This window comes from Thermoanaerobaculia bacterium, from assembly GCA_035260525.1.
Taxonomy (GTDB): domain Bacteria; phylum Acidobacteriota; class Thermoanaerobaculia; order UBA5066; family DATFVB01; genus DATFVB01.
This window is the reverse complement of record DATFVB010000172.1, coordinates 16,957-33,763: the sequence shown is the minus strand read 5'-3', so window position 1 is coordinate 33,763 and position 16,807 is coordinate 16,957. Positions and strand designations below refer to the sequence as shown.

Sequence of the window (16,807 nt, the reverse complement as noted above, 5' to 3'; positions counted from 1 at the left end):
GTAGCCGAGAAACAGCACGCTCTGCCAGTTGAGCTTGTACGCGAGCAGGACTGAGCTCGAGAGCGCGGCGTCGCGCCGGGGAATCGTCGTGTCGTTGTAGAGCGCCGGGTTGCGGTCCTCGTTGATGTACTGGACGATGCCGCGCAGGAACGTCCGGTTCGTGAAGTTGTAGGTCGCTTTCAGGCGGTGGACAACGGCGGTGAAGAGCCGCCGGCGCTCCCCTTCGCCGGCGTCGACGTTGATCCACGACAGCGCCTCGTCGAGACGGAGCTCGAGATGGTCTTCCGGCTGGATGCGGGAGGAGAGCGTGAGCGACCCGCCGTGGCCCGGCCGCGCGTTCGCGTAGTCGATCTGGTCTCCGATCTCGCCGCTGACCGACATCTGGCCGAAGACGCTCGACGGCGAGAACTGGACGGAGATCGACCAGAAGTTCTTCGGGATCAGCTTGTCTCCGACGCGCTCGGAGGAGAAGAGGTAGTCGACCTCGCCCTGCAGGCTGCGATGGCCCTCGAAGGAGATCCCCGGAAAGACCCGCTGCCGCAGCGTGCGCCCCGAAGTGTCGGCCGTGTAGTCCGCCATCACGAGGGGCCGCAGGCGCGTGAAAAAGCCCGTCGGGTAGAAATGCAGGGAGAACTCCGGCTTGACTTCGCGGTACCCGACCTGCGGCACGAAGCCGTCATCGGCGCGGAAGCCGTCCGAAACGTCCATGGCTTCCACGAACCAGCCATGGGTCAGCTCCGTGTTATCCCAGCTCACGAACGCGGCGTGGCCGGACACGCGCTCGCCGTTCCATCCCGAAAAGAGATCCGGGCGGTTCGGGTTTTGCGAGGCGGAGTAGAGGAACTGGCCGCGGATCTGGTTGGAGTCGTCGGGCGACCACTGGAAGTCGGGGCCGAAGACCCGGTTGTAGCCCGTTCCCTCGACTTCGCGGTCCGTTGCGAGGAAGCTCACGTACGAGCGGCCGAAGTCCTTCCGAACGCGGCCGATCCCGGCGATCGACGAAAAGTCCTGGTCGACGAAGGTCGAGGACTGCGGGCCCGGGACGATCACCGACCCGCCGCCGCGGTCTTCGGTCACGAGCATCGTGTAGTTCGTCGAGTCGATCTTGCCGGTGCCGCGGATTCCCCAGCGGGGAGACGTGATCGTCCGCGTGTAGACGGCCGGGATCGGCGTCGAGAAGAGATCCAACCCCTCGAGGAAGAAGGGGCGCTTCTCCGGGTAGAAGAGCGCGAACCGGGTGTTGGCCGAGATCTGCGCGACGTCCGATTCGACCTGCGAGAAGTCGGGGTTGATCGTGCCGTCGATCGCGGTGTCGGCGTTGGGCAGCCACTTGACGTCGAGCCCCGCGTTGCCCCGCACGGGGCGGTTCACCCAGGGAGAGGAGAGATCGCCTCCGTCGGTTCGCCGTCCCTGTTCCGCCGCGGTCACGTAGGGGGCGGCGATGACGTGTCCGCCCGAGGGGAGGCCCTCGAGCCCGACGAGATCCCGCTCGTGGCAGATGAAGCAGTTCGAGTCCCGCGGCAGGCGGTTCGAGAAGTACTGATAGCGCGTGTCGCGCGTCGAGTTCCGGTAGAGCTGGATGCCCCAGACCGGCCGCGCGCTCGAGTCGTACCGGAGGCTCGAGAAGGGGATCCGGATCTCGAGCGTCCAACCCCGCGCCCCGATCTTCCCCGCGGAATCCCAGAAGAGGTCGACGGACGTGTCTTCGTTGCCCGACGCGTCGTCCTGCACGGCGTCGTACTGGACGCCGCGGGGATTGGCGAGGAACTCGATCGCCGTCCGCCGGTCGTGTCGGGTGTCGAGGATGATCCCGGCGTAGTCCGTGTCGGAGGAGACGGCGTCGCGGTCCGCGAACGGTGCGCGGATGCGCGCAGGGTCCGGATCGTCGCATTCGAACGCGACGTAGAGCGCGTGGCCGTCGTACGTCAGGAACCCGACGGTCCGGACCTTCGGCGGCGTGTTGTCGCCGGGCTTGGTCTCGTAGAAGGTCTCGACTCTCGCCGCGCCCTGCCAGCCGGGATCCGACAGGTCTCCGTCGACGGTGATCGGTCCGGCCGCGCGATGGATCTCGATCGGCGGCTCGTCGGACGGCGGCGTCTGTCCGGCGGCGGCTCCCGCCGCCGCGAGCGCGCCGAGGGCGATTGCCAGCGCGTTCCAGTTTTGCAAGAGTTCCCCTCTCCTCGCTCCTGATACGAGGGAATCGAGCCGAAGTTCCACGCCGGATATTTGGCCGGAGAAGGAGCCCACCGGCGGGATGAACAGACGAGAGTTTACGGTGAAGCAGCCCGGCGGCCAGGGGTCGCCCAGCGATTTTTGGGGGGCCTTCCGCGGCGCGACGAAGTCTCGCGCAATCGCGTCCGAGCCTGAGCGCGGAGGGCTCAGTCCCGAGCTCCCCGGCCGACGCCGGGCGGCGGCAACGAACGAGCGAGGGATCTTCTCGCGCGAGCGTCGCGATTGCGGGGTTCCCGGCCGGGATTCTGCGGCTCCGGTCGGGCGCCGGAGCGGTCGAGGGTTGGAACCCGAGCCGCGGCGGGAGCAATCGCGATCCGAGCTCCGCGAGCGTCGCGATTGCGACGGTTACGCGGGTGGTCCCTTCTTGAGCCGCACCGTCCCCGACGAGATCCGGATCGAGACCTTGGGGCCGCCGCCGTTGATGGCGCCCCCGGCCGACTGCCGCATGGAGGAGGGACGGCGGGAGATCGAGATCTCCGGAAAGTCGGTGACGATCGCGTCCATCGACTCGTCCACGCCGTCGACCTGGATGTCGACGTCGGCGCGGAAGTTCGACGGGAGGACGAGCGTCACGTCTCCAGAGCCGCTCGCGATCGAGACGCCCTCGGAAGTCTCGCGGCCGACGATCTCGCAGCGCACGTCCCCGCCCCCCGCCGACGCGCGAATCGAGCCCCGGATCCGGTGGAGCCGCAGGTCGCCGCCTCCCGTCTTCGCGATGACCGAGCCGCCGCAGGAAGCCAGGTCGACGTCGCCTCCCATGGTCTCGAGCTTCGCGTCGCCCGTGACGCGACCGACACGGAGCTCGCCGCCGTGCGTGATCGCCCGCAGGTCGCCGTGGACGCCGTCGATCTGGATGTCGCCGCCGGACGTCGAGAGGTCGGCGCCCTTGCCGGCTTCGGCGACGCGGATCTGCCCGCCGTAGGTGACGATCCGCACCGCCCCCGAAACCTTTCCGAGCTGGACGTCGCCGAACGGAAGCGTGGTCGAGAAGTCCCCGGCGATGTCGCCCCGGACGATCGAGCCTTCCTCGATCCCGCCCGGGACGCCGCCGCGGACGCCGCCGGGGATCCCGCCGCGGACTCCGCCGGCGACGCCGCCTTCCACTCCTCCGTTCACGCCGGCCCGGGGCGCGCGCGGCGGACGGGGGGGGCGGAGCACCGAAGGCGCCGGTACCGGGACCGCCGGCGCTTCCGGCGGCTCCGGAGGCTCGGGGGCCTCGTGCGTCCCGCGGCCGCGCCGCGGGAGGAGAGATTTCGCTCGTTCGTCGGACGTCCCTTCCGCCAGGACCGCGATCCGGCCGTTCAGCGTCGAGCACCTGACGTCGGCTCCGCCGCCGCCGACGGAACCCTGATACGTGTGATTGAGGGACTGCGAGACCGCGGCCGCGATCTCCGGCCCGATCCGGGCGAGCTCCTGCGACAGCTCGTAGAGCCCCTCGTCGAGCCCGGAGAGGTCGATGTCAACGTCTCCGTCGTCGTCCTTGCGCGCGTGTTCCTTCCGCATCCGGATCTCGCGCCGGAGCTTCTCCTGCTCGGCGCGCACCTTCTCGCGCTCCGCCCGCATCCGTTCCGTCTGGTCCGGGATCTCGTGGAAGGGGAGCGGGAACGTCGAGACGATGTCCCCGTTCATCGTGTGGCCCCGGAAATCGAACGCCGCACGGGGCGGGAGCCGGAGTTCGATGGCCCCGTTGACCGTCTCGGCGTCGATGCGCGTGCCGTGCGGGAGCTCGGCGAGCGAGGCCTCGATCGCGCCGTTGACCGTGTGCGCGGTCACGTCCCGGCGGGCGCCCGAGATCCTCACGCGTCCGTTGACGGAGCGCGCGTTGATCGCGCCGCCGATCCCGTCGGTGGAGACGTTCCCGTTGACCGTGTGGACGTCCACGGCCGCGGCGGCGGGGACGGTGACCGCGAACCGGGCTTCCACCCGGAACCGCGCTCCGCGGCGATGCACTTCGATGTCCCAGCCGCCTCCGTGCCGCGACACGCGGGCTCCGGGCTCCTCGGTCACGAGGCTGAAGGAGCCGCCCCCGTCGTTGCGCAGCTCGATCCGCGTCGCGTCGAGATACTTCTTCGCGAGCGCCGGCGTGTCGGCGCGGACGGTGACGTCGGCCGTCGCCGAAAACGCCGCGCCCGCCGACACGCGGATGTCGCCGCCGACGTTCTCGAGCGAGAGCCGGGTGAGGCCGGCCCCGGAGAAACGGTCCGTTCGGCGGGCGGCCGCGGAATAATCGTCCGCGCGCGAGATTGCCGCGACGGCGAGCAGCGCCAGTCCGACGGCGAGGACGATCCAGAGCGAGATTCGGTCGCGGGAGGTCGTGTGGCTGTTCATGCCGGTAAGACGGCGGGCGTCGGGAAAAGTCACGGTGCTCCTCACAGGTCGATGCGCTTCAACGCCTTCGCCGCCTTCACGCGGACGTAGCCGGTCTCGCGGTCGTCATTGGCCCTCTCGCGCAGCGTCTCGATCGCGGCGGGGTCGCGCAGCGACAGCGCGGCCTTCGCGAGCCCCTCGACGGCGGCGATGCGGACGGCCGGGTTCGCGTCCCCCTTGAGGGCCGAAAGGAACGCGTCTCGGACTTCCGGAGAAGGCGGCAGCTGGCCGAGGGCCTCGGCGGCCTTCTTGCGGACGCCGGGGTTCTTGTCGGTCCTGAGCGTTTCGACGAGCGTCGCGACGATCTGGGGCGAAACGGGCGTCTCGCCGGAATAGTGCTGCGACACGAGGTCGATCGCCTTGCCGCGCGCCCCCTCCGTCGCGCCGGATCCCGAGACCATGTACGCGAGCACGTCCGCGACGCCCCTCTCGTTCGGCTTTCCGACGACCGTGTAGCGCGTCGTCACGTCGAACGAGATGCCGATCCGTCCCGACGCGTCGGCCGGGCGGAACGCGACGTTGGCGAGCTTCGGCTGGCGCGAGAGGTCCGGGATCGACCGGTCGGCGTCGATGACGCGGGCGGGAGCGACCGCGACCGGGCTCGGCCGCGCGGGGACCGCCGAGCGGGCGACGAGGTAGCCGCCGGCTCCCATCGCGAGCATCGCCGCGGCCTGGAGCGCCGGCATCCATCGCCGCGCCCGGATCGGCGCGACGCGCCGGCGGAGCGTCTCGGCCTCGAGCATCGCGCGCATCTCGCGGCGAAACTCCGGCTCCATCGCGGCGTCGGGATCCGCGCCGAGACGGACCCACGCCCGTTCGATCGCTTCCACTTCGGTCCGGCACTTTTCGCAGGAGTCGAGATGGGCGTCGAGCGGACCGGCCCCCGCCGACGCGGGATTGGCAAGCCGTTCGACGGCCCGCCCTACGACGTCATCGCATTCCATGTGGCGCCTCCCTCCGAGAAGATTTCCTTGAGCGTTTCCATGGCGCGGAAGATCCGGGTCTTCACGGCGCCTTCGGTGATCTGCAGGGTCCGCGCGATCTCGGCGTACGGCATCCCGTGGTATCGCGCGAGCACGAGCGCCTCGCGCTGTTCGTCGGAGAGCTTCGACAGCGCCCGCCGGACCGCCCGGCGGCGATCGCCCTCGTGGATCCGGTTCTCGACCGACTCCGACTTCGACGGCGGTTCGGCGACGGCGTCGAGCGGCACGACGACCGCGCGCCGGTTGCGGCGCATTCGGTCGCGGCACGCGTTGGCCGCGATCGCGAAGAGCCAGGACGAGACCGCCGCTCGTCCGTCGTACTGCTCGACCCGGGTGATCATCTTGAGAAACACCTCCTGGGTGACCTCTTCCGCCTCGCCCCGGTTGGACAGCATCCGGTCCGCGAACCGAAGAAGCGCGTCGGCATATTTTTCGAAGAGACCGGTCGCCCCCGCGGGGTCGCCGCGCCGGACCATGTTCAGGAAGTCCAGGTCCGTCTTCAACTTGGGGCCGCTTCGGTCAAACGCGCGCTTCCCTTCACCCTTCGTATGACGTGATCCCGTCCGAAAGGTTACTCAGGGGAGCGGGGCCGGAGGACCGCCGGGGAACTCCACGTCCGCCGTCCATCCGAGCGCTTCGGCGGCCCCGGCCAGGAGCTTCCTCGCCTGCTCCTTCGCCCTGTCGTCCATCCCCGCCTGACGGGCGGTCCGCGCGAGGCTCGTGCGCGCCCAGGCCATCCACCGGTTCCGGTCGGCCGGCGTGATCGGGTTGAACATCCCGCTCTTCTCGTCGAACCACTCGAGCTTCGGGTCGACGGCGAGGATGGCGGGGCGGGGCATCCGGATCTCGACCTTCCGCGTTTCCGGGTGGGCGACGACGGAGACGCCGTCCCGCTGGAGGTCGAAGCCGCCAAGGACCGATCCGCGCACCCGCAGCGTCGCGCTCTTCGGGAAGCTCATGAAGAGGAAGCTCTTGAACTCCTCGTACTTGACGACGTCGGAGACCTGAACCTCGACGGTCGCCAGCCGCGCGATCTTCTTCATCGCCATGACGACGGGCGCCGAGTCGACCGAGACCGCCGCCCTGGCGGGCTTGCGATGGAGCAGGAGCTCGATCGTCGTGAAGAGGAAGAGGGCGGCGAGGACCCAGGGGAGAGCGAGGAGAAGAAGGCGTCGCACGGCGATCGATTCTGTCGCAAATGATCTCCCGGCGCGAACGGCCGGATCGCTCATCGATATGAGCGCGGCGCGCTCCTTTTCGGGGGCCGTTCGCGATCCGAGCGCCGAGAGGTCGCGAACGCGGCTCGGGGCCAGGGGCGCCGGAGTCGTCGAGTCCCTCAGGGACGAGCGACGGAGGTCAGATCGCGGAAAGTCTCGTCGCCGGAATGAACGCGCAGCGCACGCCGCTATGCGGCTCCCTCATCCGACGGCTCTCGCTTCGCTTCGGCCGTCACCTTCTCCCGTGGGGAGAAGGGAATTCGGCCGCTCCCTGCGCTCGCAGCTCCGTGTGTGCGCAAGCGCCCGGCGAGGAGGAGGTCCGCGATCTGAGAGGCAGCAAACCGTCGAGCGCCTCAGGCGCGAGCTGTGCTGCCGTCGCGGCCGTAAATCCCGATGAGCTCTCCCTCGGCGAGAACGTGTCCGTTCATCGACTCGCGCACGCGCTCGATCGTCGAGCCGGCGGGGAGGTCGAGCCGTGCGCCCAGCGCGTACACGCGAAAATGATAGTGATGGGGCTTGCCGGGAGGCGGGCACGGGCCGCGGTATCCGCGGATTCGAAAGCCGTTGGTCCCCTGGCGCGCCTGCGCCAGTCCCGGGACCGCGTCGCCGGCCGCGACGCCCTCGGGCAGATCGGTCGTCCCGCCGGGAATTCCCCAGAGGACCCAGTGCACGAACGTCCCGCCGGGAGCGTCGGGATCTTCGCAGAGGAGAGCCAATTCCTTCGTGCCTTCCGGCGCTCCCGACCAGGAGAGCGCGGGGGAGACGTCGTCTCCGTCGCACGTGTGCTTGCGGGGGATCGCCGCGCCCGCCCGAAAGGACGAGCTCTGGACGGAAAGGCGCGTTCCCGCCCGTCCGCCCGCGACGGCGGCGATCAGGAAGCCCGCGCCCAGCCAGATGCCGGTCATGCGTCAATTCTAGAGCAGACGATCGGTCCCACTGGAATTTCCAGTAGCCCCCACGTCGCCATGACATGGGAATCGGATGAGGCGCGGCGAGGCGCGAGCCCGACGGGATGCGGGTTGCCCGGGCTGCGGCCGAGTCGTACCGGGGCGTACGGCGAGCGCCGCAGCCGGGCGGCACGCGCCCGTCCGGCTCGATGCATGGCCGCGCCAGCCACCCCTAGCGCTGAAAGGCGTAGGAGATCTTCAGGAAAAACTGACGGTCGGAGCGCAGGAGATCTCCCTTGGGCTCGAGCACCCGGCTGTCGCCGTAGCCGAGGAAGAAGACCGTCTGCCAGTTGAGCTTGTACGAAAAGAGCGCGGACCCGTCGAAGCCGCCCGAACGCTTCGGCACGCCGGAGAACGTGTAGAGCGACGGGTCGGTGCGGACGTCCAGGTATTGCCCGATGACGCGCAGGAACGTCCGCGCCGTGAAGTTGTAGGTCGCCTTGAGCCGTTCGATCTGCGCCGTGAAGAGCCGCCCGTGCCGGCCGTCGGAGTCGACGTCGAGCCACTGGCGATCGCTGTTGAAGTCGAGCTCGAGGTGGTCCGTCGGCTTGATCGTGGCGTCCGCCTCGATCTCTCCGCCCCGGCCGACCCGGACGTTGGCGACGTCCGGGTGCTCGCCGAAGAATCCCACGAGGGTCAGGCGGGAGATCCGGCGGGAGGGGTCGATCTGGAGGAAATAGGCGACGTTCGTCGCCTCGAGATCGCGATCGGCGACCCGGTCCTTCTGCTTCCAGTTGTAGTCGAGCTCCGCGTTCAGATTGTAGCGGCCGCTCGCCGACACGCCGGGAAAAGTCTGGCGCTGGACCAGCGCGCCGTCGGCGTCGGCCAGATAATTGACGACGACGTACGGCTGCACGCGGTTGAAGAACCCCTTCGGGTAGAACGTGTAGCCGGCGAATTGCCGCTCCTGCCGGAACCCGACCTGCGGAACGAAGCCGTCGTCGGCCCGAAACCCGTCGCCGATGTCCTGGTACGTCGAACGAAACACCCAGTGCGGACCGGTGTGGAGCCACGAGAGGAAGATCGCCCGCGAGGAGAACCGCCGGCCGTTCCATTCGGGAGCGAGATCGGGGCGGTTCGGCGTCTGCGTGTCGCTGCCGAGGAGCTGAGCGGTCACCTGGTCCTTGTCTCCCGGCCGCCACTGGAAATCGGGACCGAGCACGCGGTTGTGCCCCCCGGCCCCTCCCTCGATCTCGCGGTCGGTCAGCAGGAGCCCGCCGAAGGACCCTCCGACGTCCTGGCGGATCCGTCCGATCGCCGCGATCGAGGAGAAGTCCTGCGGCGCGAAATCCGACTGCGTCGGTCCCGGAATGATCACGCTTCCCCCGCCGCGGTCCTCCGAGACGAGGAGCGTGTACGTCGACGCGTCGAACTTTCCGGTCGCGCGCGCTCCCCAGCGCGGCGACGTGATCGTCCGCGTGTAAACGGCCTGGATCGGCGTGTCGAACAGGTCGACGCTTTCCAGGAAGAACGGGCGCTTCTCCGGGAAGAAGAGCGCGAACCGGTTGTTGACGCTGATCTGTCCCACGTCCGACTCGACCTGGGAAAAGTCGGGGTTGATCGTCGCGTCGAGCGCCGTGCTCGCGTTGGGCGTCCATTTCACGTCGAGTCCCGCGTCTCCTCGCGTGGGCCGGTTGACGATCTCGGACCCGGCGCCGCCGCGGGGACGGCCCTCCTCCTTCGCGGTGACGTACGGCGCGGCGACGATGTGTCCGCCGCCGGGAAGCCCGGTGAGCCCGGTGAGCTGCATCTCGTGGCAGAGCCAGCAGTTCGAGTTGCGCGGGATGGGGCTGCTGTGGAACGCGTAGCGGAATTCGCGCGGATAGTTGCGCCAGACGAGGATCCCCCATTGCTGCGGGTCTTTGTTCGGATACCGCAGCGAGGAGAACGGGATGCGCACCTCGGCGGTCCAGCCCGTCGCCGTGATCTGCGCCGCGGTGTCGTAGAAGAAGTCGGGGGAGAAGTCCTCGTTGCCGTTGGCGTCGTTGTAGCTCGCGTCCCCCTGGATCCCGCGCGGATTGACGCGGAACTCGATGGCGGAGCGGTGATCGTCGCGCGTGTCGAGGAAGATCGCGACGTTGTCGTCCGTGCCGATGACGTTGTCGCGGTCGACGTACGGGGCACGGATCTTCTCCGGATGGGGGTCGCGGCAGTCGAGGGAGATGTAGAAGAAGAGGTCGTCATACGTCACCCGCGCGATCGTCTTGACGGGAGGCTCGACGTCGTCGCCCGGCTGCGTCTCCCAGAACCGGTCGATCACGGCCGCGTCTTTCCAGCCGGGGTCTCCCAGACTGCCGTCCACCGTGATCACGCCGGTCGTCCGGGGGATCGCGAGCGGCGGAGGCGGCTCCTGGGCGCGAGCGACGGCGGCGATCCCCGCCGAGAAGAAAAGGAGGAGCAGGCGGGCGCAGTTATCCCTCATTGCTCTGCTTCGACGCGAATTCCCCGAAAAGGTTTCGCCCGAAAGGTTCGAGGCGGTCAGACCGGCGACGGTCCGCAGGGTCGGAATCGTCCCGCGCACGGCCGATTCGGATCGTCAGATCGACGCGATCGCCACGTGGACGGGCATGGAAGCCCGGGCGACCTTGGAAATGATGCAGTATTTCTCGGCGAGCTTGAGCGTCTTCTCGACCGCGGCGCGGTCGCGCTCGAGCAGGGACTCGGGAACCGCGCAGGCGATCTCGATCGCCGACATCCGGTACCCGCCCCCGGGGTCCTTCTCGAGCGTGCCTTTGACCGAGAGCGACGGCTCGGCGTACGCGATCCCGAGCTTTTTCAGGAAGATCGCCCACGTGCCGACGAAACAGGCGCCGACCGCCGACAGCAGCAGGTCCTCCGGATTCGCGCCCCGGCCGGATCCGCCGAGCTCGGAGGCCGAGCCGCACGGGATCGTCAGCCCGTCCCGTCCCTGGATCCGGCCGCTCCCGGCGGCGTCTCCTTCCCACGTCACGGAAACCTGGAACCGGTGCGTTTCCTCTCGTTCCTCGTCGGCCATGCGGTCCTCCGCGCGGATCATAGCGGAGCGACCCAGTTCTGTAGAATCGGCGGGAGGAGGCTTCATGACCCGATCTCTTCGCTCGCTCCTGTCCGCTGCCGCCGCCCTCGCCGCGGCCGCGGCGTTGGCCGAATCCCCTTCGTCCGCGCCGCCGGCTTCCGGCGACGGGCTCGCCCGAACGCTCGCGGCCGTATCCGCGCCTCGGATCTCCGCCCGCATCCGTTTCCTCGCCGACGACCTGCTCGAAGGGCGCGGCACCGGCGCGCGCGGGTCGGAGATCGCGGCCCGCTACATCGCCGCGGAGTTCGCCGAGGACGGCCTGCGGCCCGCCGGAGACGACGGGACGTACCTCCAGAACTTCGAGATGGTCGGCGTGTCGACGGACCCGTCGAGCGAGCTCGACCTGGACACGCCGAAGGGGAAGATCGTGCTGAAGAACGGGGAGAACTCGGTGCTCTCGACGCGCGACCAGCGCCCGGAGGCCGCCATCGACGCTCCCGTTCTCTTCGTCGGGTACGGCATCACGGCGCCGGAGATGCACTGGGACGACTACGCGAACTCCGACGCCTCCGGCAAGCTCCTCGTCTGCCTCGTCAACGACCCGCCGTCGGCGGACCCGAAGTTCTTCGGCGGCCGGGCGCTGACCTATTACGGCCGCTGGACGTACAAGTACGAGGAGGCGGCGCGGCGCCATGCCGCCGGGATCCTCCTCGTGCACACCGATGCTCTGGCCGGATACGGCTGGCAGGTGGTCCGCAACTCCTGGTCGGGCGAACAGGCGCAGCTCCCCCTCGAGAAGGGAACCCGCGACGTTCCGCTCAACGGGTGGATCACCCGGGAGGTCGCCGAGCGTCTCTTCGCGGACAACGGAATGAACCTGGACGAGATGATCGCCCGCGCCGGGAAGCCGGGCTTCCGGCCCGTTGCGCTGCAGACGCGAGCGGAGGGGAAGCTCGCTTTCAAGGTCCGTCCCTACAAGACCGAGAACGTCGTCGGCATCCTGCCCGGCTCCGATCCGGCGAAGAAGAGCACCTACGTCGCGGTGAGCGCGCACTTCGACCATCTCGGCGTCGGCGCCCCGGACGCCCGCGGCGACACGATCTACAACGGGGCCGTGGACAACGCCAGCGGGACCGCGGCGATGCTGGAGATGGCGCGGGCGGCGGCCGACGGGCGATGGAAGCCGAAACGGTCGATCCTCTTCGTCGGCGTGACCGCGGAGGAGCAGGGCCTCCTCGGATCGCTCTATCTCGCCCGGCACACGCCGGTACCGGCGGACAGGATCGCCGCCGACTTCAACATGGACGTTCTGTCGGTCCACGGCGAGACGGCCGACTTCACGCTGCTCGGGGTCGACCGCACGACGCTCGAGCCGCTCGCGCGGCGGGTCGCGCAGGCGGTGAACGTGAAGCTCGATCCGGACGCGCACCCGGAGCAGGGCTCGTATTTCCGGTCGGACCATTTCTCCTTCGTCCGCGTGGGCGTCCCGGCGATCAACGTCGAGCCGGGATGGCTGATCCGCGGCCACGACGCGGCGTACGGCGAAAAGCTCTTCCAGGACTACAACAACCATCACTATCACCAGCCGTCGGACGAGTTCGATCCGAAATGGAACCTGGCCGGAACCGTGCAGGAAGCGCGGTTCATCCTGCGGCTGATGGACGCCGTGTCGAACGCTCCCGAGATGCCGAAGCTCGAGAAAGAGGGCTTCCCGGCGGCGGTCGCGCTCTCCCACTGAGCGAGGCGATGCGGAGCGCCCGGATCCCGCCGCGGTGGACTCTCTCCGCGCGGCTCGCGGCGGCGATCCTGGCGGCGCTGACGGCCGCCTGCGCCGCCGCGCCGAAGCCGTCGCCGCAGATCCTCGCGCTCCGCCGGGCGCCGAAGGTGCGCGTTTCCGGGATCGTCGTCGACGCGGAAACCGGCAGGCCCGTCGCCGGCATCGAAGTGACGGGTCTTCCGCGGGGGAAAGACTATCCCTGGTGTCCGCCCGACACGACCGGCCGGGACGGCCGCTTCTCGCTCGAGCTCGCGGCGCCCGCGGAGTACTCCTTCCTTTTGCGGCTCGGGAAGATCTCGGTCCTGACGCCCTCGCGGGACGACCCGGGCTACGTGGACGTCGCCACGGAGCCCGGGCATCCGATCGACGGGATCCGGCTGAAGCTCATCCGGGAGGCGTTCGCCGGCCCAGCGCCGCCCGAGTGATCCGGCGAACCGGTGTCAGTCCCGGTTGCCGATCGAGACCGGCCCGTTCTCGGTCGAGAGCCGCACGAGCGGGCTCCCGGCGCCCCACGCGATCGTCTTCCCGTCGTCGTCCCGGTTGCGCCGCGCGTTCCGGTAGGCGTCGGCCCCGCAGTGGACCGGCGATCGCCCGGCCGTCGTCACGAGCACGCCCGACGCGTAGTTTTCCGCCAGATCGAGGTGCACGGGTCCGTTCTGCGTCCGTCCCTCGAGCTCGCCGCCGGTCCATGCCGAATTCTGCAGATCGACCGACAGCGGGCCGTTCTCGGCTTCGAGGTGGACCTTTCCGGAGCCTCCTTCGAAGCGGATCGGCCCGTTCGTGGTCCGGACTTCGAGGTCGCCGGAGGAGCGCCGGAGACTGACGGGCCCGTTCTCGCTCGCGATGCGGGCCCGGCCCGTGAAATCCGCAAGGGAAACCGGTCCGTTGTGCGTCTCGAGATCGACGGAAGCGTTCTTCGGCGCCCGTACGATCAGGTGGGCGGTCCAATCTTCTCCCGAAGGCCCGTGGACCGTCAGCCGCCCTCGCTCCCGGGAGATTCCGATCCTGCCGAGCGCCGCGGCATCGTCGTCGGGAACCGCCTTGCAGAGCGTGACGTGGAAATCCGGAGCGTCCGATCCGATCACGGTCATTCCGCCGTTCTCGGTCGGTCCGGCGACGAGCGGGGACGCTTCGGCGAGCGGGATCGTGAGGGAATCCTGGGCCACCGCGGCGTCGCGGCCGTCGAATTCGACGTGCCACTGTTCGCACCGGGTGATCCCCTCCCGGCCCGTCGTCGAAATGTTGCGGCCGTGGCGCCCGACGCGGGCGTCCGCCGCGGCCGCGGCGAGCAGGGCGGCGGGGAAAACGATCCAGGCGAGGGCGCGTGGGCTCATGGCGGTCTCCTTCGACCGTCAGACGCCCGGCTCCGGGATAGGTTTCGCGCCGGCCTCCCGGAGGATCTCCTCCGCCCGCCCCGCGACGGCTCGCGCCTCCGCCGGGGATTCCCAGGCGAGGCGCACGCGCCGCGAAAGGAGGTCGTCGACCGTCTTTGCTCCCGCGCGCTCGACTCCCCAGACGAGATCGGAAACCGTGTACGGAAGGCGCTCCGAGATCGGCCGCGCGAGGTCGGGTTCGCGGGCCATGCGGTCGATCGCGGCCGGCGCGTCCGCGCCTTCGCGCTCGACCACGCGGTCCGCCTGCGCCTCGGAGAGGCCGAGCCGCCGAAAGGCTTCGCGGCGCAGATCGGCGCGGAACGCTTCGAAATCCGCGATCGCGCCCCCGGGCAGAGGGGACTCGCGAGGGCGCGCCGGCCTCCTGCGGCCGAAATCGCGGTCGAGGATCCGTTCCGCGCGGTCGACGACGCGGCCGGCGGTCTTGCGCGCCGTCGTGAGCTTTCCCCCGACCGAGACGATGAGCCGCGGAACCGGCTCGGCGATCGACTCCTCCCGCGAGGCGTCGTCCGGCGAGTGATCGCGCGTCGCCGCCAGAAGCGGGCGCAGCCCCGCGAATCCCCCCGCGATCGACGCGTCGTCGAGGTTCGCCGACGGGAAGAACCGGCGCGCGGCGTCGAGCAGATCGGCCCGGTCGCCGGCGGTCGGCGCGACGGCGTCGGGCGAGACCGGGTCGTCGGCGTCGGTCGTTCCGAGGAGGGTGCCGCCGCGCCACGGGATCGCATAGCAGCGCCGTCCGCCGCGGTCGAGGAGCACGACCGCCGCGCGGACCGGGAGCACGCCGGCGGGGAGGTAGAAGTGGGACCCGCGCGAAGGGCGCACCGAGTCGGGAAGCTCCTCGCCGACGAGTCCGGAAAGCGCGTTCGACCACGGGCCGAGCGCGGAGACGACGACGCGGGCGCCGAACGCGGCGCGCTCGCCGGTCCGCCGGTCCTCCGTTTCCACGCCCGAAACGTCGCCTCCGGGCGCGCGCGCGATCCGGAGGACTGCCGTGTAGGAGAAGAGCCGGGCGCCGTGCGCCGCGGCGTCGCGGAGGAACGCGAGCGTCAGGAGGACGTCGTCGGCCTGCGCGTCGAAGTAACGGTAAGCGCCGGTCCATCCGGCCGGGTCGAGCCCCGGCGCCTCCGCGGCGACCTCCGGGCGCTCCTTCGCGAGGAACCGCGCCGGCTCGGTCCGCGTTCCGGCCGCGAGAGCGCGGTAGAGCGCGAGGCCGGCGGCGAGCATCGGCCGCGGGGGAGCGCTCGCCTCGCCGATCGGGAAAAGGAAGGGAAGCGGCCGGACGAGGTGGGGCGCGAGCCTGCCGAGCGCCGCGCGCTCGAGGCACGACTCGCGCACGAGTCCGAAGTGGAAGGATTCGAGATAGCGCTGCCCGCCGTGGATCAGCTTCGACGATTTCGACGAGGCGCCGGAGGCGAAGTCTCCCTTCTCGAGCAGCACGACGGAAAAGCCGCGCCGCGACGCTTCGCGGGCGACCGCGGCGCCGGTGATGCCGCCGCCGAGAACGGCGACGTCATGGAGCTCCGAGGAGGGCATCTTTCAGCACGGCCGCGCGCCAGCGCGAGTCGAGGAGCGTCTCGAGCTCGGCGGGCGTCGACGGCTGCGCCGCCGCGACGCGCGCGAGCGCCGATCGCGAGAGGAGGAATCCGGAATCGAGCTCGAGCGCGCCGGCGACCTCCTCCTTCTTCTTCGCGAGCGCGACGACCCGGCGCTCGAGCCCCGGGTCGGGCCGCCGTCCCGGCGGCGGAAGCGAGGGCCAGAGGTCGGGCGTGAGGTCCCCGGCCGCGCGAATGGCGTCCTGGAGCTCGCGGAGCAGCCCGCCGGGTAGGGCGCGCGGAAACCGGCGCAGCGCGGAGGCCGGGTCTTCGGCGGCGAGACGCGAGAGCCGGATGAGGTCCTCGGCGGAAAGCACCCGGAAGAGCGCGCGGTCGAGCTCCCGGGCGACGCGGTCGCGCGCGGCGGCGAGCTCCTGGAGATACGCGAGCTCCTTCCGGCCGAGCGCGCCCGAGCCTTTCACCCGCCACACGTCGGGGTCCGGGGGCCGGGCCGCGCTCCGGACGGTCTTCGCCACGACGTTGGCGCACTCTTCGGCGTGCCACGCGCCCCGGCCGAGCCGCGAGAGCTCGCCGGCGAGGATCGAGCCGAGCTCCTCCAGCCGCTCGACGTCCTTGCGCGCGTAGGCGAGGAGCTCGTCGGAGAGCGGCCGGCGGCACCAGTCCGCGCGCTGGTACTTCTTCTCGAGGACGATGCCGAAATACTTCTCGTAGAGATCGGAGAGCCCGAACTTCGGCAGGTTCAGGAAACGCGCCGCGAGCATCGTGTCGAAGACGCGCGCGGGAGCGAACCCGTACTTCGCGTGGAGCAGGCGCAGGTCGAAGTCGGCGCCATGCAGCACGAGCTCGCGATTCTCGAGCTCGCGGAAGAAGGGCTCGAGATCGTCCGACAGCGGGTCGTGCACGCGGACCGCGCCCGCGTAGGCGACCTGGACGAGGCCGAGGCGCTCGCCGTAGCGGTAGAACGAGTCTCCTTCGACGTCCAGCGCGATGCGGGCGGGATCCGCCCGCCGCAGGTCCGCGAGCGCCTCGAAGCCCCGGTCCTCCGTCACGCGGCGATCTTAACGGCTTCCGGCGGCTCGCGCCGTCGGCGCTCGACCGCCGGAAGCCTCTCAGATCGCGGACCTCCTCCTCGCCGGGCGCTTGCGCCAGAGGCGCTGCGCGTTTCGTCCCGGCGAGGAGACTTTCCGCGATCTGGCCTGCGCGGCTCGGGCTCGAGTCCCTCGACCGCTCCGGCGCCCCCAGCCCCGACCAACCGTTCGCGACCTCTCGGAGCTCGGATCGCGAACGTGCCCATCAGGGCCGCGGCGGGCGCTGTGACGCTCTCGGATAGACTCCCCGACACGGA

13 protein-coding genes are annotated in these 16,807 nt (G+C 70.2%); 2 read left to right on the top strand and 11 right to left on the bottom strand.

Features of this window, described 5'->3' with window-relative positions; genetic code table 11:
• From VKH46_08515 to VKH46_08480, 8 genes are all read right to left on the bottom strand, one after another.
• Positions 1–2,166 (bottom strand): DUF5916 domain-containing protein (locus VKH46_08515; GenBank protein HKB70871.1); only part of this gene is annotated, 2,166 nt, incomplete at its 3' end.
• A gap of 411 nt (positions 2,167–2,577) precedes the next feature.
• A complete protein-coding gene (locus VKH46_08510) occupies positions 2,578–4,593 on the bottom strand; it encodes a DUF4097 family beta strand repeat-containing protein (GenBank protein HKB70870.1) in 2,016 nt (671 codons plus the stop codon).
• A gap of 8 nt (positions 4,594–4,601) precedes the next feature.
• Positions 4,602–5,543 (bottom strand): HEAT repeat domain-containing protein, encoded by a 942-nt coding sequence (locus VKH46_08505; protein HKB70869.1) that lies wholly within the window; start codon positions 5,541–5,543, stop codon positions 4,602–4,604.
• Positions 5,522–6,085 carry an RNA polymerase sigma factor gene (locus tag VKH46_08500; protein ID HKB70868.1) on the bottom strand — a complete coding sequence of 188 codons (564 nt, stop codon included), beginning with the start codon at positions 6,083–6,085 and terminating at the stop codon, positions 5,522–5,524. Before VKH46_08500 ends, VKH46_08505 begins: the two co-directional genes overlap by 22 nt.
• 72 nt (positions 6,086–6,157) lie before the next feature.
• Positions 6,158–6,760: a DUF4230 domain-containing protein gene (locus VKH46_08495; protein ID HKB70867.1), complete on the bottom strand. Its 603-nt coding sequence runs from the start codon at positions 6,758–6,760 to the stop codon at positions 6,158–6,160.
• Positions 6,761–7,152: 392 nt separating this feature from the next.
• Positions 7,153–7,704: a YbhB/YbcL family Raf kinase inhibitor-like protein gene (locus tag VKH46_08490; GenBank protein HKB70866.1), complete on the bottom strand. Its 552-nt coding sequence runs from the start codon at positions 7,702–7,704 to the stop codon at positions 7,153–7,155.
• Between the two features lie 214 nt (positions 7,705–7,918).
• Positions 7,919–10,168 carry a DUF5916 domain-containing protein gene (locus VKH46_08485; GenBank protein HKB70865.1) on the bottom strand — a complete coding sequence of 750 codons (2,250 nt, stop codon included), beginning with the start codon at positions 10,166–10,168 and terminating at the stop codon, positions 7,919–7,921.
• A gap of 114 nt (positions 10,169–10,282) precedes the next feature.
• Complete coding sequence (locus VKH46_08480) at positions 10,283–10,762, bottom strand: OsmC family protein (GenBank protein HKB70864.1); 480 nt, start codon at positions 10,760–10,762, stop codon at positions 10,283–10,285.
• 43 nt (positions 10,763–10,805) lie between these two features.
• Here VKH46_08480 and VKH46_08475 point away from each other — a divergent pair, with 43 nt between their 5' ends.
• Positions 10,806–12,479, top strand: coding sequence for a M28 family peptidase (locus tag VKH46_08475; protein ID HKB70863.1), 1,674 nt, complete (start codon positions 10,806–10,808; stop codon positions 12,477–12,479).
• A gap of 8 nt (positions 12,480–12,487) precedes the next feature.
• Positions 12,488–12,943, top strand: a complete 456-nt coding sequence (locus VKH46_08470) for a carboxypeptidase-like regulatory domain-containing protein (GenBank protein HKB70862.1) — start codon at positions 12,488–12,490, stop codon at positions 12,941–12,943.
• A 15-nt stretch (positions 12,944–12,958) separates the two neighbouring features.
• Here the strand turns inward: VKH46_08470 and VKH46_08465 are convergent, their stop codons facing one another.
• Genes VKH46_08465 through VKH46_08455 form a run of 3 tightly spaced genes read right to left on the bottom strand, consistent with a single transcriptional unit; the run spans position 12,959 to position 16,511 of the window.
• Positions 12,959–13,852, bottom strand: a complete 894-nt coding sequence (locus VKH46_08465; GenBank protein ID HKB70861.1) for a hypothetical protein — start codon at positions 13,850–13,852, stop codon at positions 12,959–12,961.
• 18 nt (positions 13,853–13,870) lie between these two features.
• Complete coding sequence (locus VKH46_08460; protein HKB70860.1) at positions 13,871–15,442, bottom strand: glycerol-3-phosphate dehydrogenase/oxidase; 1,572 nt, start codon at positions 15,440–15,442, stop codon at positions 13,871–13,873.
• Entirely contained in the window at positions 15,420–16,511 is a 1,092-nt protein-coding gene (locus tag VKH46_08455; protein ID HKB70859.1) for a hypothetical protein, read from the bottom strand. The genes VKH46_08460 and VKH46_08455 overlap by 23 nt, the downstream gene beginning before the upstream one ends.
• Positions 16,512–16,807: the final 296 nt, after the last annotated feature.